This is a genomic window from Prevotella lacticifex (assembly GCF_019973375.1).
GTDB classification, from domain to species: Bacteria; Bacteroidota; Bacteroidia; order Bacteroidales; family Bacteroidaceae; genus Prevotella; species Prevotella lacticifex.
This window is the reverse complement of sequence record NZ_BPTV01000004.1, coordinates 92,006-114,917: the sequence shown is the minus strand read 5'-3', so window position 1 is coordinate 114,917 and position 22,912 is coordinate 92,006. Positions and strand designations below refer to the sequence as shown.

Here is a 22,912-nt window from a genome sequence, read left to right as displayed (position 1 = left end):
CCCTTTTCATGTGCCGCATGTCTGAATTTAAGAAAATTTACACATAATTGCAGGGGTGAGCCGAGGGTCTGCTGCAATGTGGGCTAAGAGCTGGAACAGCAGAACTTCCCCAACATCCCGATATGGAACTTTGGTATCCACGTGTTAACAACAGAAGCAACTGGCAGAACGAGAAGAGTGGAGACGGTCAGACTATCTGCGAGTCAAACACAAAGGACCCGAAACAGAACTATGATCATATTGAGGACTCTATCAAGAAGAATCTTCAACGTGTCACGTTCTTTAAGTTCAAAGACAGCTGGTCTGCAAGTGCTTCAGTCTTGCCCTTATTCTATCCATTGCGATATTCACTCGGACTCTGTTTATATTTTCGCTTGAAAAGAGCGGAGAAATACGAAGCTGTAGCAAAACCTGTTTGCACGGCTATCTCGTTAATACTTAGGTCGCTATCACGGAGAAGACGGGCGGCTTTCTGCAATTTGTATGTGCGGAAGAAGTTGCCTGGTGTTTCTCCTGTAAGGTTTTTCAGCCTATAGTTGAACTTTGCGGGGCTTATAAGCAGCTCACGAGCCAGAACCGTTACGCGAAGATCCGAATCAGCCAGATGCTTGTCCATAAGCTTGTACACCTCATCGAGAAAGCGGCGGTCGGCTTGACTCATTCCGTCGGTTGCCAGGGCAGGCGTTCGCCCTATCATTTGTGCAGCCTGCTTCATGCACTGGCTGTTGTGAAGAAGCGACGCCACCACTTTACGCAAGTATTGACCATCAAAAGGTTTTTCTATGCATACGTTAGCTCCGGCCTCTAATACTGTTGCCTGTAATCCTATATTCGTTTTGCCTACAAACATGGCAACAGGCACGAATGCCCACCGTTCTTCCTGGCGTAAGTTGCTGACGAAATCAATTTCTGAGCTTTGGCCAGCTTGTATGTCGGACAAGATTATGTCGGGTGTGGCAATATCCATCTCAGCCCATGCATCCTCGGTATTGTATTTATTGAATACTATATAGTCTTCTTGAAGCAGAATGCGTATGTATTGCGCCAGTTCTACATCGCTTTCTATGACAAGAATGACCGGCTTTCCTGCCAGATTGTTCTGACGAGAAATGTCATCCAAGGCCTTAGGAGCTTGTTCTGCTTCCTCTATCACAGGCGATGGATTTCCGTTGTTGGCCGTAAATGCCTCATTGGGGTAAGCTGATTCATCAATAGGAAGGACAACATCGAAGGCAACGCCCTTTCCTTCTACGTTGCGAACCCTTACCGTGCCATGATGAAGTTCAGCAAGTCGCTTTACATAATAGCGTCCTATACCTGAGTCCCAGCTATAGGAATCGGCCTTATGTGCCTCGGGCAATTCGTAATAGCGAAGAAAGACGTCGGCAAGTCTGTTATCAGGAATTTCCTTACCGCTATGCATCACAGTGAGCTTTAGGTAGCGCATTACTGTTGATGGTGGTAAAGATGTGGGGTTAGAGACCTCAGAACTGTCGATAATCGAGGCTGAAAAGTCTATCTGTCCGTTCTCTTCAGTATGGTTTATAGCATCAGTGAAAAGATTGCCAAGTATTTTTTCCAGCTTATCATTGTCGAGCCAGCCAAATACGTTGCCTTTTAGGCCAGACGTCTCCACTGATATATGCTTATAGCTGGCCCCTTCGCGAAGTGTATCGGCGAGCTTCCGAAGCCGTTCCATTACATCCGTTTGGACCACACTCAGTCGGAGGGCATCTTTTTCCAGCTTATTAAAGTCAAGCATTTGGTCAGTGAATCGAAGCATACTCTTTACGCCACGGGTAATAACAGAGAGTGAACGGCGGGTCTCCCGAGGGAGTGTCTTGTCGTTGTTGATAGTCGACAGAGGACCATATATTAAGGTAAGAGGGTTGCGGAACTCGTGAGAAATATTGGCAAAGAAGCTCCGGTTCATCTCATCCGATTGCTCTATGCGTTGTTTCTCACTCTTTTCCTGTTCCAGTTGCAGCCGGTTGGTGCGTATTTTAAGGTAAAGGCGGTTGATATAGACTACCAAAGCCAAAACGAGGAAAGCGTATAGCGCTACGGCAGGAGTAGAGGCGGCAGGTGCCGGCTTTACACGGATGATAAGGCTTCGCTCGCCAAGCACGCTGCCGTGAGGTGCCTGCAAAACTCTCAGATGGAAATGATAGGTGCCTGCAGGCAGGTTGGCATAGGTTATAGAGCCCGGCTGCTGGCGAGTAGTCCACTGGTCATCGTAACCCATCATCTTATATTGGTATACCACTTGCATACAGCTTTCATAGCCTGCACCCGAGAATGCTATGCTCAGATGGTCGTCGCGATGGTTCAGAACTATTTCTTGTCGTCCCGACATCATAGTGCTATCCATAACAACGCTATAGCGCTTCTCGCCTCTCATCGTATATAGTCCGGAAATATACAGGCTCGGTGCCTGCTTTTGGGAGGTTATCTGTCTTGGTACAGCCACGCAACCATAAGCAGAACCGAGCCAACAGTCGTCGCCGACAAGGGCAATGCTGTTGGCACTATAGAGCTCGTAAGGCTTGCCCTTTGAAAGTGTTATGTCGTAGAGCTGAGTTTCGCCTGAGGAAGTGTTGACTATGCCCATGCCCAGACGCGTACTTATGAGAAGGTGCTGACCATAAGCAGCCATGCTCATCACGTGCAAGCCTGCTGTAGAAGGGTAAGGGCGTAGTTGCCGCGTTGAAAGATCAAGACTGAATAAACCGTCGCCATTGGTACCTATCCACACCTTTTTGCCCGTCTTGACGATAGCCATAGGCATTCCGCCCCCTTCAGTGCTACCGTTGATGGGTATTTTCTCCAGTTTGCCGTTCCTCGCATCATAGACATAGAAGTGCAGGCCACGGGTAATGATGAGCACACGAAGTGGGTTCAAGAGGAGAAGTCTGGAATCGTTGCCGAAACTTTCGTCGGGCATTTGCACTTTTTTGCTGCTTGCATCATGTTTTATTACTTGAAATCCTTGGTTGGAAGTGACGTATATAAGGCTGTCGTCCATGACACAATCGCCGAGATAGCCATGATTGCGATAGTTGAATCGCGGCACGAGCCTCTTGCCAACGATGTCGGCCAGGACGACACTGCCATGTGTAAGTAGCACTGTCCTGTTTCCTGAAACAACAATCTTACGCAATAGTTGTGTAAAAATCTTGTTCTCCGGGAAAAGTTTGTCCTGTGAAATGACCTGATAGTTATGTTTAGCTACATCATAGCAGAATACGTCCGAATAAGTTCCACACCAGAGCAAGCCGTTGCTGTAGGCGAGGCAAGCTATTCGGTTGCCGGCGGTGAGCGTAGTGAGGGGATTAGCGTTATGTTGCTGAAGTAGAGATCTATAAGGATTTACCACTTCAAAACCACTATTGTAATAGCCAATCCAAAGATTGTGACTTGCGTCGCGGTAAATGTTGGTAACCTGATGAATATCAGTCTCACCAAGTGAGGCAGCCGCACGAAGAGCCTTTGTGCGCGTATCGGTTATGAGCCATTGCGTATGTGTCTTCAGCACTATGGTATGATCATCGTAGGTTGTAATGTAGGTAATGGGCTCTTTTATCGTCTCTGTCGGTCGGTATATCTTGCCTGTGTGTAAATCTATACCGGTAAATCTGTTCTCTTGTGTCACCCACATCTTATTATCCGTGGTCTGAACGGAAAAGCAAACCATTCCTTTTTGGCCGGTAGAGATGGTCCTTATGGTATGATAGAGACTGTCTGTCTGTCGGATGTTGCATGGATCTATAAGCCAAAGCTCACCTCGTTCACCAGCGCAAATACTCAGATAAGACCGCGTATGATAGATGAGATGCATACGATTGGACTGAGCATCAACCTGAAAGACGTTGCTCGAAGTTCCTACCGTTCCCGATTTGGCTATAATGCGACCATCTGAAAGTTGCACAATCTCACGGACATCATTGTCCTCACCCTTGTCCGGATGAAAGCGGCGGAAACGACCATTGCCGTCATAGAGGGCCAAACCGTGGTGCGTTCCTATCCAAATTCGGTTCTGCCGGTCACGGAAAAGTTTTAGTATATTGTTGTCGGGAATGGTCGTAGTATCGTTGTTGTTAAAATAGAAAGAGGTGAACGACTGCCCGTCATACAGGTTTAGCCCGTATGAGGTTCCTATCCACATGCGGCCGTCGAAGTTTTGAACGAAGGTTTTCACCTCGTCGGATGACAGAATGGCCGAAGTCTCCATTCTTCCATCCAGAGCTATCAGTTTGTTTTCTTTTGTACATGATGCCAGGAGCACTGCAAGTGTGCACAAAATAGAGTAGAGTATCTTTCTCATTGTTCATTAGTTTGTCGTCCCAAAGATACATATAAAAAGACAATAAACAAATCTTTTTGGTGAAAATTGTTGTTTTTTAGTGAAAAAAGACATATACTTTATTGCTTTGCTCTATATCGAATAATGAAAAACGACAGAAATTATTGATTTTTACTGCTAATTTTGCAGCGTCAAAACCTAACATCGGTTAAAATCCAAAAAACTTAAATATGAAGAAAAAGTTTTTATCAAGCAATCTGCTCAATAGAACCGTTTCTAAAGCAGTAATGATGTTATTGCTTATCACACAGTCTGCCTTTACAGTTGAGGCTGCAACAAATGAATCCATCAAGTTGGCAACTCCCGTTCTCAAAGTAACCGGAGGCAAAATATCCGGATGCTTTGGTGAAGATTCACACGTTCTTATATATAAGGGCATTCCTTATGCTGCTGCTCCTATAGGAGATCTGAGATGGAAACGCCCCCAGCCAGTTAAGGCATGGCAGGGAACACGTCTTTGCAACACATTTTCCGCAATGGCCTTTCAACGCGAACGTGACATGAAGTCATTTTATGGCAAGGAGTTTCATGATCCACAGAGTGAGCCTCAGCGCAGTGAGGACTGTCTCTACCTTAATGTATGGACTCCGAGAAGCGCTGCAGGCAACACCAAGGCCAAACTTCCTGTTGTGATGTGGATTCACGGCGGCGCTTATATGAGCGGGTTCGGCTTCGAGAAGGAAATGGACGGCGAAGCATGGGCCAAGTGTGGCGTTATTCTCGTAACAATCAACTACCGACTGAACGTTTTCGGCTTTCTTGCTCACCCAGCCCTCTCTGCAGAAAACAAGGAAGGATTGTCGGGCAACTATGGGCTATATGACCAAATAGCAGCCTTACAATGGGTTGTAAACAACATCGCTCAGTTTGGCGGTGACCCGAAAAACATCACTGTTGCCGGTCAGAGTGCCGGAGCAGGGAGCGTGAAGAATCTTGTTACAAGTCCGCTTTGCAAGCGATTCATCAGCAAGGCCATCATCCAGAGTGGCGGAGGCTTGGGAGAGTTCATCTCTACAGAGGCAAGTAAAGACAAGCTTGAGGCCCTTGGTATGCAGATGATGGATCAGCTTCAGGCTCATACCGCTAAAGAGATGCGAGCCTTAAGTGCAGAAAAAGTGCTGGGAGCACTCATGCCGTTCATGCGTCAGGCAAAGGCCGGACTCTTTACTGCACCTTATATTGACGGTGTAGCCCTGACCGAAGACTTCACATCTGCAGTAAAGGACAACTCTATTGCCGATATACCCTATCTTATAGGTAGCAATGCCAACGACATTATGCCGATGGATAAGGCTATAACCGACTTTGCCGCGGCTCGTGACTCGCTCTCCAAGCGTCCTGTCTACGTCTATCACTTCGACAGATCCCTTCCCGGTGACACCGCAGGATCCTTTCATTCAGCAGAGATGTGGTACACCTTCCACACGCTGAAGCGCAGTTGGCGTCCGTTTACCCAGGCCGACTATGAGCTTTCAGACCGTATGGTAACCTACTGGACCAACTTCATCAAGTACGGAAGCCCCGACGGTGACAAAACATGGAAGCCATGCACCCGCAAGGCTCCCTATGTAGAAGTGCTTCAGACAAAGAAATAATACCTATCCTAACTAAATATTATTCATAGCAACTATAATTATCAACAATAACTAATTTTTTACCATAACAATGAACATCAATAAACAAAGCACCATCACCGTGTCACTACTGTGCGGAATGCTCTTGGGCTCCACAGCCTTATCTGCTCAGGAGGTTATCAAGAAAGACAGTGTGGCAAACGACAAAGAGGTGAAAAACCGTAACGTCATGCTCAATGCTTCCAGTGCCGACCAACCACGTGAGATAAGTATCGGTCTGCCTGCAGCCACAACAGGTGCAACCATCTTCGAGGATGGTCTGCCCGTATCCTACAATCCTTGGCCTGACATTCCTTACCTCAGTTGGACGGGCGGTAACGGCTACTCCCGTATCCGCGTGATGAGCCTTGGTGAGGCAGCCCTTCAGTATGGTGGCATTGCCTATGCTGTAAACAGCTTCACTGCCGATGCAGGAAAGCAATTCGGTGGTAAGTTAACTTATCAGCTCAACAACTACGGTCGTCAGGTATTCGACGGCGTAGTTTCCGGACCTCTGGGCAAAGGTTGGGGACTGATGGTTAACACCCGCCAGATTTGGGACCCTGGAACATCCAAGATTACAGCAGCAAGCCTGCAGAGCAGAGTTCAGGCTTATCGTTTCAAACTTTCTAAGAGCTTTGCTAAGGGACGTGGTTATATGAGCCTTCTCTATCAGTTCTCCAGCAACATGAACAACACTTCAACAGCATCTCCGTTCATATTTGTAGGTGACGGAAGCGTGAAGAAATATAATGGCATCGACTTTGGCACTGATCCTTATTTTCCTCAGGAAGCCAACACAATATCTTATCGTGATGATGAGACCGGAAAGATTATTACCAAGAGTTGGAGGGACGGCGGTACCACAAGGAATAGCCAGATAACCTACAACTTTAATTACCGCTTCCGTAACGGCATGAAATTCGACTTTACGAGCCGTGCCAAGTTCGGAAACGTTAACCAAGCCTTAAGCCAGGCCACTGGCATATCAAAGAACTCCGGCCGCTATTTCTATGCTGACGGAACCCCATATACCGGCGATTATGTTCAGAACCGTTATCTCATGGTAGTGCCGGGCTTCGAGCGTACGTGGTTTAATACAGCGATGCTCTCGGGTAAGAGCAAGAATGCTGCGCATAACTGGCGCATAGGACTCAATATTTGGTACAACCGTGCGGGAACCAAACAGGCCAGTACCAACTCAGCTCAAGAAGTGACCAAGAACCCACATCTTTTATACGTAAAAGATTCTAATGGTCTGCTGCAGTCGGCCACCGGTCTGAATGCCTATGGTGGTGCCTATTATAACACCCATGACAGCAAGTTCGCCCTCATTCTTAGTGATGACTGGAAGGTAAACAAGCGGCTTAACCTTAATGCTGGTGTTCGTTTGGAGTACAACACCTATGCTGGTAAGAGTGCTACAACTATGAACGGCAAGGAGAATCCTCGTATCAATAACTGGTGGGTGGGAGCAAATCCTAACGGTGGTATCACCCATTTCAATGGCGACTGGCTGAATCCCTCAGCTACATTCAATTTCCGATATTCCATTCTTAAAGGATTCGGTCTTACCGGAGAGTATGTTTTTGTAATGCAGCGCACCGTTCCAAAGGACTATTCTGGCGCGGCTATGCCAAGAATGAAACCAGTTGACATCAATGCAGCCCACGGAGGTATCTTCTGGAACAATAAGTGGATATCTCTTACATCGCAGCTTTCCTATGTTAGCAGTACTAACTATAAGACTCGCAGCGGCTTCTATCATCAGCTTCAGAACGACGCTACCGATGGCTCCGGCCTGCTTAAAGGCGACGAACAATCGGTTACCGTCACCACCAACTACGATGTTCGCACCATCGGTTGGACCACCGATTTCGTACTTACCCCATTCCAAGGATTTGCCCTTCACGGACTTCTCACTCTGCAGAAGCCTACTTACCAGAACCTCGATATCAACGCTACCTTTGCTGATGGTATAACCGATCACGCCGATGTAAGCGGGAATATTGTAACAGCAATGTCAAGGGTGCTCATCGAGCTCGATCCGAGCTACAACTATAAGAAGTGGTCTGTCGGTCTCAATTTCCGCTACTTCGGCAAGCAGTACATCAACAAAACCAACACCCTCTACTTCAATGGCCACTGGGAGACATTCGGTAACGTCCGCTTCCAGCTTAACAAGAAAATCAATTTTGCCCTCAACGTGGTTAACTTCCTCAACCAGAACGGAGCCAGCGGAAGCATAAGTTCAGCCGATCTTGTCACCGATCCGTCGAAGTACAAGAACTATCTTATGGCAGGCTCCTACATCCGCCCGTTTGAGGTGAGTCTCTCCACAACCATTAATTTCTAAAAGCTAACTGAAAGATGAAAAGAAAAGATTTATTGGCAGGCCTCGTCCTGTTTCTTAGTGCAGCCATGCCTTTTACAGCTGGCGCAAAGGAAGTAACCAACATCAACTCGCAATGGGGATTCAAGGCAGTGGCCTTGATCCCTTGGGGAGTTTACCCTCATGTACGTGTACCAGAGTGCGATACCATTGTCAACCTTCCTAACACTTGGAACGAAAAGGATTTCATGTCCGACAAGGGCTTCCGCAAAGGCGAAGGCTCTTATGAAAAGAAGATAATGATTCCAGAATCCGACAAGGGTCGCCGCATCTTCATTCATTTCGAAGGTGTAAGCCAGACTGCCAACGTGTTCTGTAACTATAAGAAGGTAGGTGAACACCGCAATGCCTACACCGCTTTCACAGTGGAGATAACCAATCAGGTGGAATATGGCAAGGAGAACAAGATTACCGTGATTTGCGACAACAGCCACCAGCTTGACATTGCCCCCATTGCTGGCGACTTCAACATCTACGGCGGCATCTATCGTGATGTATGGTTGGAGAAATCGGCTGAGAGTGCCTGCATATCGCCTCTCTTCTACGGTAGCAACGGCGTCATCCTGCATCAGAAGTCGGCCGATGCCAATCAGGCACGCCTTCAGGCTGAGGTTCACCTCTCTACGACAACCGACTATAAAGGCTGTACTGTAGAACTGCAGATAACCGATGCCACAGGAAAGGTTGTCGCATCGCAGCAGACTCCGAACATCTATAACGACAAGTGCGTGATGAATATCGAAGTTCAACATCCTCATCTTTGGCAAGGCACCACCGATCCCTACCTATATAATGTTGTAGCAGTGCTCAAACGTAACGGTAAGGAGATCGATCGCGTTGAGGATCAGACGGGATTTCGCAGCTATTACATTGATGCCGACAAAGGTTTCTTCCTCAATGGCAAGCATCTCAAGCTTCACGGAGTATCACGTCATCAGGAATGGGCCGGCGTGGCTACCGCACTCACAACGAAGGAGCACGACACCGATCTGAACCTTATTCAGGATATGGGTGCCAATGCCATCCGCATGGCCCATTATCCTCAGGCCCAGTACATGATTCAGCAAGCTGACAAGCGCGGTTTTGTTGTTTGGGAAGAGATACCTTTCGTAAGCCATTACATCCCTTCAGAGTCGTTCGACAATAATCTCCGCGAAGATCTCCGTGAGATGATTTATCAGAACATTAACCACCCCTCAGTGTGCTTCTGGGGAATCTTCAATGAGGTAAGCGGCGGACAGAACAAGATAGCCGCCGAGCTCAACGACATGGTTCATCAGATAGATCCCTCTCGTGTTAGTACATCGGCTACATGCTTTGAAGGCGACTTCAACTTCATATCCGATGTGCTTGGCTGGAACAGATACTTTGGCTGGTATAATGGCAAGGACACCGATCTTGGCCCGTTCCTCGACGAGTGGCACAAGGCACATCCTTACACAAAGATTGGCATATCTGAGTATGGCGCAGGCTCCGGACTCACACAGCATGTTGCTATAGCCCACACCGGTGGTGGTCATAAGATGACGATGGGACGCTTCCATCCCATGGAGAATCAGACGGCCGTGCACCACAATGCCCTTCTCGACATTCAGAAGCGCGACTTCGTATGGGGCTCCTTCATTTGGAACATGTTCGACTTTGGTTCTTCTATGCGCACCGAGGGCGAGTTCAACAACCTCAACGATAAAGGTCTTGTGAGCCACGACCGCAAAGTGAAGAAAGATGCTTTCTATTTCTATCGTGCCAATTGGAACCAGACCAGTCCTACCACTTTCCTCTGCTCAAAGGGCTACACCGACCGTAAGGAAGATGTTACCGACATCATTGGTTTCGTGAGCGATGGCAGTGCCACCCTCTATCTGAACGGAAAGAAAATAGGTACACAGAAAGCCGATGAGGTGCACACCGTAAGCTGGAAGAACGTCCGTCTTCAGAAAGGCAAGAACGAGGTGGTTCTCAAGTCGGCCCACGGGCAAGACAGAGCTACTTGGAATGTAAATCTATAGAACTCGCTTCTTCGTTTTTAGATAGATGACAGGTTTATAGGAAGACAGGGGACATGAATATGCTGCCTGCCTTCCAACAACTTTTCAAGAAAACATCATAAAGATAGCAATTAAGAAAAATATACAATGGAAAGAACATGGAGATGGTTTGGCAAGAACGATAAGATAACTCTTGCACAGCTAAGACAAATAGGCGTCGAGGGCATCGTAACAGCCCTTCATGACGTGCCGCTCGGCGAGGTGTGGACGCGCGAGAAGATTCACGACCTCAGAACTTATATCGAGTCGTACGGCATGCGCTGGAGCGTCGTAGAGTCGCTGCCGGTGACCGAAACGATAAAATACGGAGGTCCCGACCGCGACGAGCAGATTGCCGTCTACATCGAGAGTCTGCGCAATCTCGCCGCCGAGGGCATACACACCGTGTGCTATAACTTCATGCCCGTACTCGACTGGGCACGCACCGACCTGCTGCACCCCAATCCCAACGGGTCGTCGAATCTATACTTCAGCATTCCCGAATTCGCATATTTCGACATAAACATTCTCCGGCGCGAGGGCGCCAGGGAGAGCTGGGCCAAGTTCAAAACCCTCGGTCCCGACGGAAAACCCAACGGCCGCGACATCCTCAAGGAGGTCGACGCCTTAGCCGCCACCATGACACCGGAGAAAGACCATGCCCTCGTCGAGAATATCGTCATAAAGACCCAGGGCTTCGTCAGCGGCAACTTCAAGGAGGGCGACGAGCATCCTGTGGAGCTCTTCCGTCAGCTTCTCGACCAGTATCAGGGCATCGACCGCGACCAGCTGCGCGAGAATATGCGCTATTTCCTCTCGGCCATAATGCCGGTGTGCAACGAGTGCGACATGTATATGTGCGTTCATCCCGACGACCCACCATTTCAGATTCTTGGTCTGCCGCGCATCGTGACGAGCAGAGAGGATATAGAGTGGTTCCTCAACGCTGTTCCCGACAAGCACAACGGCCTGACATTCTGTGCCGGAAGCCTGTCGGCGGGAGCCCAGAACGACGTGCCGGCCATGGCCCGCGAGTTTGCCCCGCGCACGTGGTTCGTCCATCTGCGGTCGTGCCATGTGTTCCCTAACGGCGACTTCACAGAGGCAAGTCACCTCGGAGGACGTGCCGACATCATCGACCTCGTCCACACCTTCGAGCGCGAGGAGCTCAACCGTCGCGACAACAGCAATATAGCCCGACTGCCGATGCGCGTCGACCACGGAATGACCATGCTCGGCGATGAGGCCCGCGGGTATAACGCCGGATACTCCTTCCTCGGCCGGATGTTCGCCCTCGGACAGGTACAGGGCATCATCGCTGCCGTCGACCGCGAGATGGACAAACCGTTCCATCAGCCGGGATTCTTCGACTGAGAGGCCCGGAAAGCCGCACCGCGACTTACACATCTTTATATATAGGTAATATCTGCATAAAAAATAAATCAAGAACTGACACCCACCTCAGCTAACCACACTCCCCACGCTACGCGGGAAAGGCTGGTGGGAGAACAAATATGAAACTGACAGACATACTGAACCCCGGTTTCAATGCCGGCGAATGGGAGCAGAAAGGCTATGAGCTCCCGAAATTTGACATCGCTGCCGTGCGCCGTAAGACCCACGACGCACCCACATGGGTGCACTTCGGCGGCGGAAACATCTTTCGTGCCTTCCCGGCGGCAATCCTCGAGGACGCTCTCAACACCGGAAAGTACGACCGTGGCGTCGTCGTGGCTGAGACCTTCGACTACGAGGTCGTCGACAAAGCCTATCGGCCCTACGACAATCTGTCGCTGCTCGTCAGCCTTAAAGCCGACGGAACTGTCGACAAGAAAGTCATTGCCAGCGTCACCGAATCGCTGAAAGCCGACCCGCAGTTCGACGACTGGAACCGTCTTGTCGAGATTTTCCGCAATCCGTCGCTCCAGATGGTGTCGTTCACCATCACCGAGAAAGGCTATGCGTTCAACGATGCCGACCTTGCGCGCGGCCTCGAGCCCGTCTTTGCGTTGGGCAAGGTCACCGCTCTGCTCTACGAGCGCTTCAAGGCCGGACGGCTGCCAGTGACGGTGCAGAGCATGGACAACTGCTCGCATAACGGCGACAAGGTCAGGACGGGTGTCTTCGCCTATGCTGATCGCTGGCTCGCCGACGGCCTCGTGCCGCAGGAGTTCGTCGATTATGTCCACGACGAGAGCCTTATCACGTTCCCCTGGTCGATGATCGACAAGATTACGCCCCGTCCTCACGCTAAAGTCAAGGAGATGCTCGCTGCCGACGGATTCGCCGACAACGACTATATCGAGACCTCGCGCCACACCTTCACGGCACCGTTTGTCAACTCGGAGGAGACGCAGTATCTCGTCGTCGAGGACCACTACACCAATGGCCGTCCGCCCCTCGACTTAGGAGGAGTCATCTATACCTCACGCGATATCGTCGATAAGGTGGAGACGATGAAGGTCACGACATGCCTCAATCCACTCCATACCGCCATGGCCATCTTCGGCTGTCTGTTGGGCTACGACCTCATCTCGGCCGAGATTGCCGATGCCGACATCCGCGCCCTCGTACAGAAAACGGGATATATCGAGGCCATGCCGGTGGTGACCGACCCAGGAATAATCAATCCTTACGAGTTCATCGGGGCCTTCATCAACAAGCGGTTGCCGAATCCGTTCATGCCCGACACACCGCAGCGCATAGCCATGGACACCAGTCAGAAACTCGCCATACGCTTCGGCGAGACGATAAGGAAGTACATCGCGCGCGGCCTCGACACCAGTAACCTCGTGCTCATCCCGCTCATCCTTGCCGCTTACGCACGCTATCTTAAGGGCATCGACGACAACGGCAAGCCCTTCGATCCGTCACCCGACCCACTGCTCGCCGAGCTTCAGGCTATCGTGGCTCCGCTGACCATCGGCAAGGCTGACCAGGATGTCAGTTGCGTCGAGCGACTCTACCGCCGTAAGGATATCTTCGGTGTTGACCTCTACGAGGCCGGACTCGGACAGCGCATCGAGAGGATGGTCAGCGAGCTCTTTGCAGGCACCGGTGCCGTCAGGACTGCGCTCCATAAGTATGCCACTCGGCGTTGATTTTAGTTTCGCCATCATACCCGCGCCAATACCGACGGATTTATGGTATAATTGCGAAATATCATTACAATATTATTAGATAGACCATTTCACCTTCTCAAACGGACCGTTTCAGCTTGCGAAACGGTCCGTTTTGCGTTCCAATATGGGCCGTTTTGCAACGCAAAATGACCCTCGCTGCAATTCGTTGATTACTAAGGAGTTGCAAGGATGGAAATTTTTCGGTTTCTGTTTGAAATAATTTTACATAATCTTTGAGATTAATTATCTGTTCGATGGATATGGGGATAGAATACAATACATGTGCGGAATGCATACAACACATTAAATATCAGCGTGCTATTTGTATTTATTCGTGCCATGCTGCTTGACCGCAACTGCGAGGACGGGGATAACCCCAGCCCCTATGGTTTTACCATCTTTCACCGGTTAAAAGCTTATTCTCTCGGCTTGTCTCTGAAAAATCTAATTGCAGACTTGCATTCGTCCATCACATCATCGAAGTTCGGGTTATCGTTCCTTGTAATGATTGCGAAGTAGTTCTCTGTGCCTTCTTTATCAACGATGGAGGATTGAAGAAAAGCGTATTTGTTCTTATCGGCAAAATCAGCAAACCAATGACTAAATAGTCGGCTACGCATAGCCTGCCTTCCATCTCCCGATTCACATATATATAGCATTGTGGCATTGTTGACACGGAAGAATTCGCTGATGACTGCAAATATCGTATCTTTAACGCTTTTATCACGAGGCAAGGCAACTTATTGTTCCTCAGAGACTTATAAAAAATATTAATAAAGGATTGCGCAAATGGTTGCGGAATTAAGGTAAAAGATAGTGCAAATGAGTGGAATGACAAAAGAAAAATGGAAAATAAAAAGATTTTGTTATTTATGCGGTATTATAATTTGCTTAATCTATATATTTTTATTAACTTTGCGCAAGTTATACATGCCCATGAATATGAAAAAGGAAATAATAGGACGCGAGAAAGAGCAGAAGGAACTGCGTAGTTGGATAGATAGTGATGACTCTGAGTTTATTGCTGTATATGGTCGGCGCCGTATAGGTAAGACTTTCCTTGTGAGGAAACTATTTGGTAGCGATTTTGCTTTCTATGTAACAGGCTTGGACAATGTTACTCTACAAGAACAACTGCTGAATTTCACTGTAGAGCTGAGGAAATTCTCTGGCAACGATGACTTGGACGTGCCAGAGAATTGGCTTATAGCTTTTGTAGAACTATCGAAATACCTTGAGAAACTTCCAAAAGGTAAGAAGATAATCTTCATTGACGAGATTCCATGGATGGATACGCCTCGCTCTAACTTCATCAGTGCACTGGAACACTTTTGGAATTCATGGGCTTCAGCAAGAGAAGACATAAAATTGATAGTATGTGGATCTGCCACTTCATGGATGCTGAGCAAGCTCATAAATAATCGCGGTGGTCTTCACAACAGACTAACCCACAGAATCGCCTTGGCACCGTTTAACCTTCATGAGTGTGAAGAATACTTTTCTGCCAATGGCTTCAACTACTCACGTAAGGAAATAGCTGAATGCTATATGGTTATGGGTGGCGTACCTTATTATCTCAGGCAAATGGAGAAGGGATTAAGTGTCGCCCAGAATATTGACCATTTGTTCTTTGAGATAGGGTGCGCCCTTGACGGAGAATTCGACAATCTCTATAAAGCATTATTCAAATATTCTGCTAACTACATAAGTATTGTTGAGACCCTTTCTAAGAAGACGAAAGGATTGACAAGACAAGAGATAATAGACAGTACCAAACTGGCAAACAACGGTGGACTGACAACCATGCTTTCTGAACTGGAGGCATGTGGGTTCATTAGACGATATGAGCCCTTTGGCAAGCAGAAGAAGGATGCACTTTACCAGTTGACAGACTTCTATACTTTGTTCTACTTCCATTTCATTCGGAAGAACCGTTATCGTGATGAGCAATTCTGGACACACTCCCTTGGCAGTGCCATCCATAGAGCATGGAGTGGTTATGCCTTTGAGATGCTGTGTCTGAATCATATAAGCCAAATCAAGAAGGCTCTGGGTATTAATGGTATTCAGAGTCTTACATCTTCATGGAAAAGTGCGACCTCAGAGAAAGGTGCGCAGATTGACCTGGTGATTGACAGAAGTGACATGACTGTAAACTTATGTGAGATAAAATATAGCAATCAACCATTTACTATCACCAAGCAATATTACGATACACTGCAAACAAAGTTGTCGGATTTCCTTAGTGAGACAAAGACCCGTAAGTCTATCATGACGACATTCATAACAACATACGGCTTGAAACCAAACGAGTACTCTTCTCATGTACAAAGTGAAGTAGTGTTAGACGATCTGTTTATCTTTTCGGCCCACGGGGAATATCCAGTGCGAAAATAAGCTACCTTGAATAATTCACACAGATTTCACAGATTACCACAGATAAATTTTGTCCAATAAATCCGTGTAATCCGTGAAATCCGTGCGAATAAAAAACTACCTTCGAATAATTCACACAAATTTCACAGATTGTCAGAGATAAATTTTGTCCAATAAATCCTTGTAATCCGTGAAATCCGTGCGAACATAAACTACCTTTGAATAATTCACACCGATTTCACAGATTGCCACAGATAAATTTTGTTCAATAAATCCGTGTAATCCATGAAATCCGTGCGAACATTTTCTTCTATTTTTTTATTATTGTATTCCTCAGCGCCTATGTGAATACTTGCCATACGAAATCAACACGAATGCGCAATGGTAGGTTGCAGGGGAGGGCGGGGGCTGCGGTACTGGTCTCCGAAATAAAAGAGCGATTTGGTCTGGCGACCGACCGGAGGCCTCCTAACCCTGCCTACCGCCCATGCAAGCGGATCATTAAGGCGCACATAATTTACAGACCGACGACCATTGCGGATAAAATCGCAATATTTGTAGACCCCGATATTCCTGTGCAAGCCATTGATATTTAGGTGCTTGCAGCACTCTGCCGCCGTAGTTACTATGTTTGCATCGGCTAACGCCCTCACGTGCATCAGAACATGCTGCTTCGGCTTCTGTGTTTTTCATGGTTTTGAGATTACTCCTTTTCCTTGAGACTTCACATTCTGAGACGTTAATTCTGCAAAAAAAAGTAGGGCTAACCGAATAATTATCGTATCTTTGCAGAGATAAATAAAAAATAACAATAATTAAAACGGTATCACCCTATGAAATTGCAAAGTAACAAAATTTCCTTCAAAGGACAAAACATTTACGTAGGAATTGACGTACATTTAAAGACTTGGTCGGTAACCATTTTGCTGAAAGACAGCAATTACAAGAAGACTTTCACGCAGCCGGCGAGTCCGAAGGCACTCTTCGAGCACTTGAAGAAGAATTACCCAGGAGGTATTTACCACGCTGTCTACGAGTCAGGATTCAGCGGTTACTCAAGCTGCTACGAGCTTCGTGATCTTGGCGTTGACTGCATCATAACTCACGCCGCCGATGTGCCGACATCGCAGAAGGAACGGCTGTCGAAGACGGACGCGGTGGATTCTGCCAAGCTCGCACGTTCGTTAAGCAATGGCGAATTGAAAGCCGTTTACCTTCCGCCTAAGGATAAGCTCGGAGACAGGGAACTGATGCGGACCAGACAGACGATAATGAAGGACATCTGCCGTGTCAAGTGCCGCATAAAACACCTGCTGTATACCAACGGCGTCTCATACCCGGAACCGTTCGCCGCTTATCGCTCCCACTGGACACGGGCCTTCATCAAATGGCTTAGGGAGGAAGTCACTCTTCTATCAGGCAAAAGGATTGCCCTTGATATGATGATTGAAGAGCTTGAGTACTATAGAAAGCTGCTTCTCCGGGCCAACAGGGAGATAAGGATCCTGACGAAGAGCGAGGCCTACGCCGAGGCCTACAACCGCCTTATAGCTATTCCCGGCATAGGGATGATAACGGCGATGACTATCCTTACGGAAGCCGTTACGCCAGACCGTTTTACGGGATTGAGGAGATTCATAAGCTATCTCGGACTCGTTCCTACCATGGATGATTCTGGCGAGAACGAGAATGCTGGCGAGATAACGCCCCGTGGAAACCAAAAGATAAGAAGAATGATCGTTGAAAGTACATGGACCACCATACGCTATGACCGGGAAATGGCCTCAGCTTTCGGCAAGTACTGTCAGCGCATGAAGAAGAACCAGGCCGTAATACGCGTAGCCAGAAAACTTGCCACCAGGTTATGGCACGTGTTCAAGTACGGCGAAGATTACAAGGAATGCCAATAGGTTACATCATAAAGGAAATCCTAGAAAACACTTTCGATATAAGCGACTGCTACCCGCCCCTTGGTGAGCTAATGACTGCACTTTTCTCGTAGTTTGTGGCGCTTTTCCTGTCATTAATTGAGCAGTAAACCGTGAACCCGAATGGGTATCACTGATAGAAGTTGGTTTGATGGGATTTTTTAATGAATCTTACGCCTGATGACAACCGTTCTTTGGGCGTTCTCTTGATAGGACAGAAGTCACTATCTAAGGCTTCGTGTCCCTATACGAAAGTACAACAAATGCTAAAATGCTGATAATCAGAGTTAAAGAAAAATAAATAAAAGTCAATTATTTGGTTTGCAACATAGAAGGGGCGGGGTTTATCCCCGTCCTACCAACAGCGGGCGAGATACAAAACAAATATAACGAAGCTGTGAGGACGGGGATAAACCCGCTCCATCGCGGACTCGCGGACTTTTGCAACGTATTCAATGTTAGCGTGCTTTTTGTATTTATTCGTGCCATGCTGCTGCCCGCGGCTGCGAGGACGGGGATAAACCCCGCCCCTACGGCGGATGTGTGCAACACATTAATTATCAGCAAGTTGCAGTATTTCGCTGCCATTGTTGGGCTTATACGCCTCTTATTGTCATGAAAGAATTATCACATAATAGAGCGTATCTCACTCGCTTAGGTTTATACACGCGCAACTGCCATCTAAGAATTATCCTTCAGCTACTACCAGCCCCGACGGGGCTGAATCTTCAATAACCCCGGACTAAGCGAGCGATAGCGAGTGCAGTCCGGGGAATATGTAATCCGAAGGATATACATTCAGTGCCTCGAAGAGGCACAATAGCACGTAGTGCGCAAAACCATATTGCAGTGGTAATTCTGCGCGTTCCGCTATTCAACCTCTTCGAGGCTGGTAATGAATTTCTTTTGCCCACGTTAACCCCAGACTGCGGTCGCTGCGCTCCCTTAGTCTGGGGTTACTGATGATTAAGCCCCGTCGGGGCTTTGCGTTGGCAGAAGAAAATTACACACTTGGCAGTAGGACGGGGATAAACCCCGCCCCTACGGTGGATGTGTGCAATACATTAATTATCAACGCATTACTAAGATTGTTCTTTGTGATTTACATCTTTAATCAACGCATTACTAAGATTGTTCTTTGTGATTTACATCTTTAATCAACGCATTACCAAGATTGTTCTTTGTGATTTACATCTTTAATCAACGCATTACCAAGATTGTTCTTTGTGATTTACATCTTTAATCAACGCATTACTAAGATTGTTCTTTGTGATTTACATCTTTAATCATCATATTGCAATCGTGATCCCTTTGCAGGGGCGGGTAGGCAGTGTTAGGGGCCGTCCGGTCGGTCGTCAGATCGAATTCCTGCCGCGTTAGTTTGTTTTGGAGGTTTCCCTTTGTGTCAGCGCCAAGATACGACGGAGGAGAATCTACCATTTGGAGCTTTGAGGACGGTGAGACTCCCGTCCTATCACAAGCCCTCAAGCCACAGATGGCAAAGGACCAAAGCCCTTTGCGCTGACACAAAGGGTTTTGTTGGTTTTGGTTAGTCGGGGCACAAAAAAAGAGGGCCGAGATGTCTCAGTCCTCTTGTATGGGTATTCTTTCAACGTGTTAGCCACCGGATTGCCATTTGCCGATGGCCGAAACCTTTCCGTCGTGCAATCAGGGAGAATGACATCAACATAAGGCCTTTGTCACCACGCTGACCGTTCCCGCGTTATTCATCGATGGCCGTAATTTTTCCGTCGTGCAGACGGATGATGTGCTGGTTACGGGAGCCGCGGAAAGCGAGGGTGACATCGCGGAGGCTCTCGACGTACGGGCCGTCGACGATGACATCGACATACGGGAGAATTCCCTTGAGGCGCGACGACTCTATCTCGTCCATCGTGTAGCCGGTGTATACCCAGATGGTCTTTTCCGGCATTGCGGTCTTGATTTCCTTCACGAGGGGAAGGATGTCGTCGTAGGAGTCGAGGGGATCGCCACCCGACAGCGTCAGTCCCTGGATGTAACCCTTCGACAGTTCGCCGAAGAGGTAGTCGTGGGCCTCCTTGCCGAAAGGCTGACCGCCGAGGGGATTCCACGTCTCCGGATTCTGACAGCCGTGGCAGTGGTGAGAACATCCTGCTACCCAGAGGGTTACGCGGAATCCCTCACCATTATTCACGTCGCACGTGGTTATATCGTGAATGCGCATCGTGGCTGTGGCGTTAGGCTGTCTGCTCCTTCTTGGCGAACGACTTGATGTGCTTCACCCTGTCCTTGACCTCAGCCTGCTTTCCGAGGTTGAAGTTGTGGTAGTCGGTGGTGAGGTAGCCCGTCACACGGCGCAGCCGCCGTATATTATGGCTGCCGCACATTGGGCAGGCGTCGTTGATCTCATCGGTGTATCCGCAGTCCATGCATGTGTCGTTGGGCACGTTGATGGCGAAGTAAGGAATGTCCTTGTCCATGGCGTAGTCGATGATCTGCTCCAGAGCATCGACGTTGTGCTTTGTTGTCGACGGCAGCTCAACGTAGGTTATGCAGCCTGCTGAGGAGTAGCCCGTGAGCTGACTCTCGATGTCGATTTTCTCGAACGGCGTCATATTCTCCCATACCGGCACGTGGATGGAGTTTGTGAAATAGTCGCGGTCCGACACATTTTTAATCACTCCGTATTTAGCCTTGAACTTCTTCATGGCCGTGTAGCAGAGGTTCTCGGCCGGGGTGTAGTAGACACCGAAGTTCAGCTTGTACTGCTCCTTGAACTCCTTGCACCGCTTCGAGAAGAGCTCCTCGATGCGCTTGGCGAGCTTCATGCCCTCCGGTGTTGTCTGGTTACAGCCGATGAGCAGCTGGAGTGTCTCGGCCAGACCGAGCTGTCCTAAGGCGAGGGTGCCGTGCTTCATGGCCGAGCGTATGCCCTCCTCGGGAATATATCCTGCCATGGTGTTGTTGTCCCACATGAACGGTGCTGTCTTCGGGTCCTGCGAGCATATCCAGTTGAAACGCTCTATGAGGGTGTCCTTAGCCTCGTGAATCTTCTCGTCGAGGAGTTTCATGAATTTCTCCACGTCCCTGTCGGCCTCCATAGCCAATGTCGGCATGATTATTGTCGTCGGGCAGATATTGCCACGTCCGTCCTTGAGCTGTCCGAGACCGTTGATGTCGTAGCCGTTGGCCGTGCGGCATCCCATCGTCGAGAAGTAGGTGCGTGGGTCGTTGCGGTCGTAGCCGGCGTTGCCGCTCCAGTCGACGTTGGCGTAGTTCGGGTACAGGCGCTGCGATGTGGAGCGCATGGCTAACTGCTTCAGGTCGTAGTTCGGAGTGCCGGGCTTGTCGTTGACACCTTTCATATACTGGAAAATTCCGCAGGGGAAGATAGGAGTGTTGTGGTGGAAGCCGATGCCCTCGAGTGATCCGAGGAGCAGTGCGCGCGTGACGAGCCGTCCTTCTTCCTCCGTGCACGTGCCGTAGTTGACCGATGTGAACGGCAGCTGGTCGCCGGAGCGGCTCTGTAAGGTGTTGAGGTTGTGATACATAGCCTCGACAGCCTGATGGAGTTCCTGGATGGTGTCGCCGAGGGCGCTGTTGTAGTAGCGCGCATCGAGACCGGCCTTGTTCGACAACTTGAAGTCGTCCTTCGTAAGACCCGTCTTCTCGAAGAATTTCTTCTTCACTCCGTCGGCCCATTTGTCATAGGCTGAGCGCGTTACGCCCATCGAGTCGGTGTATGTCTGGTCGTAGAGTGCCACGCAGTCGGCACTCTGATACTCTTTCTGGTCTTTCGCCCAGAGGTCGATGTAGTGCTTCATGAACGACTTGCGGAAGTAAGGCACCATCGTCCAGTCGAGGTGGGTGGCCGACACGCCGCCGAACTGGTCGAGGCTCTGGAGCTGGAAGATGACGGCAACGAGCTGGAAAGCAGTGTTCAGACTGCCTGCCGGACGCACGTCGCCCTGACGTGTGTGGAAGCCCTTTGCCAAGAGGTCGTCGAAGGGAATGCTCAGACAGTTGTGGAAACCGATGGCATATTTATTGAGGTCGTGGATGTAAATCTCGTTGTTCTCATGGTTGCGGCGTGCTTTCTCGCTCATGCAGTGGTCGAGGGCATACTGTTTCTCGTACACGTTGGCAGCCTCACCGCTGCGTCCGCCGCCCGAATATTCGTCGATATTCGCGTTCTGGTTGACGACGTTCTTGGCCATGAGCTTGTCCTCGTAGGCCTTCTTGACCCTCTGCTCGCGCTCCAACTTGTGCTGATAGCGGTACTCGCAGTAGGCGATGACGGCGCGCAGCTCACCCTCGCGCGAGAGCACCTGGACAACGGTGTCCTGGATATTCTCGATGTCGAAGACGCTTGTCTGGGGCAGGAACTTCTGCTCGCAGAGCTCAAACACCTCGTCGGCATACTTCTTTGCCGTAGCCTCAATGTCGCCCTCGTGGCCGATGGCCTTCAGGTCCTTTAGTATGGCTGTCTTTATCTTCTCCAAATCGAACGGTACGACCTTGCCGTCACGCTTTCTTACCTGTATCATTTCCAGTTGTTATCGTTATTAATCTGTTTAGTAATCTCGTGTGTTTTGGGAAACTTTTGCAACTTCTCGAAGAAGAAAGTTTTCCGTTTTGGTCAACTTTTGGTTTATTTCGTTCTGCGAAGTTTTCCGTTTTTGTTGTTTTCCGACTGCAAAATTAAGAAAAAGATTTCACCGGACATAATGTTTTGGGCCCTTTTTTTGAACTTTTTTTCATTTATTTCCTAACCCTTTTGCAAGCCAACTATTTAAGGCGATTGTCCTAACGATTACTTTCGACGAACGCCGGAACTCGGTGATAATGAACGTGATGGATGATGAGGTGGGCAGGAATGGGCTTTTGGGCGGTATTTATGCACGCGGTATCCTGACTTCGTCATTGCGTATGAAAGAATTATCCTTTAGCTTCGTCCAGCCCCGACGGGGCTGAATCGTCAATAACCCCGGACTAAGCGAGCGATAGCGAGTGCAGTCCGGGGGAATCATATACGCAGAGAGCAATACATTCAGTGCCTCGAAGACGCACAATAGCACGCAGTACGCAAAACCATAATGCAGTGGTAAT

Annotated in this window: 11 protein-coding genes and 1 pseudogene; 8 read left to right on the top strand and 4 right to left on the bottom strand. The window is 48.8% G+C overall.

The features are described 5' to 3' along the window. Window positions 1-68: 68 nt before the first annotated feature. A pseudogene (locus LDN30_RS16575) lies at window positions 69-293 on the top strand (hypothetical protein); the annotation flags it as partial. Window positions 294-331: 38 nt separating this feature from the next. Here the strand turns inward: LDN30_RS16575 and LDN30_RS15765 are convergent. Beyond that, complete coding sequence (locus tag LDN30_RS15765; RefSeq protein WP_223927182.1) at window positions 332-4,324, bottom strand: hybrid sensor histidine kinase/response regulator transcription factor; 3,993 nt, start codon at window positions 4,322-4,324, stop codon at window positions 332-334. A gap of 209 nt (window positions 4,325-4,533) precedes the next feature. On the opposite strand from LDN30_RS15765, the gene LDN30_RS15760 reads away from it, so the two are divergent. The 5 genes from LDN30_RS15760 to LDN30_RS15740 all read left to right on the top strand — a co-directional run bounded on the left by LDN30_RS15760 (window position 4,534) and on the right by LDN30_RS15740 (window position 13,496). After that, entirely contained in the window at window positions 4,534-5,958 is a 1,425-nt protein-coding gene (locus LDN30_RS15760; RefSeq protein WP_306432747.1) for a carboxylesterase/lipase family protein, read from the top strand. Window positions 5,959-6,028: 70 nt separating this feature from the next. Next, on the top strand, window positions 6,029-8,332 hold the full coding sequence (locus LDN30_RS15755) for a TonB-dependent receptor (protein WP_223927181.1): 2,304 nt from the start codon (window positions 6,029-6,031) through the stop codon (window positions 8,330-8,332). A gap of 14 nt (window positions 8,333-8,346) precedes the next feature. Then, on the top strand, window positions 8,347-10,377 hold the full coding sequence (locus LDN30_RS15750; RefSeq protein WP_223927180.1) for a glycoside hydrolase family 2 protein: 2,031 nt from the start codon (window positions 8,347-8,349) through the stop codon (window positions 10,375-10,377). A gap of 126 nt (window positions 10,378-10,503) precedes the next feature. Next, on the top strand, window positions 10,504-11,769 hold the full coding sequence (gene uxuA, locus LDN30_RS15745; protein ID WP_223927179.1) for a mannonate dehydratase: 1,266 nt from the start codon (window positions 10,504-10,506) through the stop codon (window positions 11,767-11,769). Window positions 11,770-11,909: 140 nt separating this feature from the next. Next, the gene (locus LDN30_RS15740) at window positions 11,910-13,496 is read left to right on the top strand and encodes a mannitol dehydrogenase family protein (protein ID WP_223927178.1); all 1,587 of its coding nucleotides are present in this window, start codon (window positions 11,910-11,912) and stop codon (window positions 13,494-13,496) included. 437 nt (window positions 13,497-13,933) lie between these two features. On the opposite strand, the gene LDN30_RS16570 is transcribed toward LDN30_RS15740, so the two are convergent. Continuing rightward, window positions 13,934-14,251, bottom strand: coding sequence for a DUF6169 family protein (locus tag LDN30_RS16570; RefSeq protein ID WP_223927177.1), 318 nt, complete (start codon window positions 14,249-14,251; stop codon window positions 13,934-13,936). Window positions 14,252-14,459: 208 nt separating this feature from the next. Here LDN30_RS16570 and LDN30_RS15730 point away from each other — a divergent pair, with 208 nt between their 5' ends. Together LDN30_RS15730 and LDN30_RS15725 are read left to right on the top strand one after the other, a co-directional pair. Then, complete coding sequence (locus tag LDN30_RS15730; RefSeq protein ID WP_223927176.1) at window positions 14,460-15,914, top strand: AAA family ATPase; 1,455 nt, start codon at window positions 14,460-14,462, stop codon at window positions 15,912-15,914. An 812-nt stretch (window positions 15,915-16,726) separates the two neighbouring features. Continuing rightward, window positions 16,727-17,803, top strand: a complete 1,077-nt coding sequence (locus tag LDN30_RS15725; protein ID WP_223926469.1) for an IS110 family RNA-guided transposase — start codon at window positions 16,727-16,729, stop codon at window positions 17,801-17,803. 1,741 nt (window positions 17,804-19,544) lie between these two features. Here the strand turns inward: LDN30_RS15725 and nrdG are convergent. Continuing rightward, window positions 19,545-20,027 (bottom strand): anaerobic ribonucleoside-triphosphate reductase activating protein, encoded by a 483-nt coding sequence (nrdG, locus tag LDN30_RS15720; protein ID WP_223927174.1) that lies wholly within the window; start codon window positions 20,025-20,027, stop codon window positions 19,545-19,547. A 13-nt stretch (window positions 20,028-20,040) separates the two neighbouring features. Then, on the bottom strand, window positions 20,041-22,350 hold the full coding sequence (gene nrdD / locus LDN30_RS15715; protein WP_223927173.1) for an anaerobic ribonucleoside-triphosphate reductase: 2,310 nt from the start codon (window positions 22,348-22,350) through the stop codon (window positions 20,041-20,043). Window positions 22,351-22,912: the final 562 nt, after the last annotated feature.

Bases quoted from the DNA above. Each gene is read 5' to 3' on its own strand.
- LDN30_RS15765 (WP_223927182.1), bottom strand. From the start codon at position 4,324: ATGAGAAAGATACTCTACTCTATTTTGTGCACACTTGCAGTGCTCCTG.
- LDN30_RS15760 (WP_306432747.1), top strand. From the start codon at position 4,534: ATGAAGAAAAAGTTTTTATCAAGCAATCTGCTCAATAGAACCGTTTCT.
- LDN30_RS15755 (WP_223927181.1), top strand. From the start codon at position 6,029: ATGAACATCAATAAACAAAGCACCATCACCGTGTCACTACTGTGCGGA.
- LDN30_RS15750 (WP_223927180.1), top strand. From the start codon at position 8,347: ATGAAAAGAAAAGATTTATTGGCAGGCCTCGTCCTGTTTCTTAGTGCA.
- uxuA (WP_223927179.1), top strand. From the start codon at position 10,504: ATGGAAAGAACATGGAGATGGTTTGGCAAGAACGATAAGATAACTCTT.
- LDN30_RS15740 (WP_223927178.1), top strand. From the start codon at position 11,910: ATGAAACTGACAGACATACTGAACCCCGGTTTCAATGCCGGCGAATGG.
- LDN30_RS15730 (WP_223927176.1), top strand. From the start codon at position 14,460: ATGAAAAAGGAAATAATAGGACGCGAGAAAGAGCAGAAGGAACTGCGT.
- LDN30_RS15725 (WP_223926469.1), top strand. From the start codon at position 16,727: ATGAAATTGCAAAGTAACAAAATTTCCTTCAAAGGACAAAACATTTAC.
- nrdG (WP_223927174.1), bottom strand. From the start codon at position 20,027: ATGCGCATTCACGATATAACCACGTGCGACGTGAATAATGGTGAGGGA.
- nrdD (WP_223927173.1), bottom strand. From the start codon at position 22,350: ATGATACAGGTAAGAAAGCGTGACGGCAAGGTCGTACCGTTCGATTTG.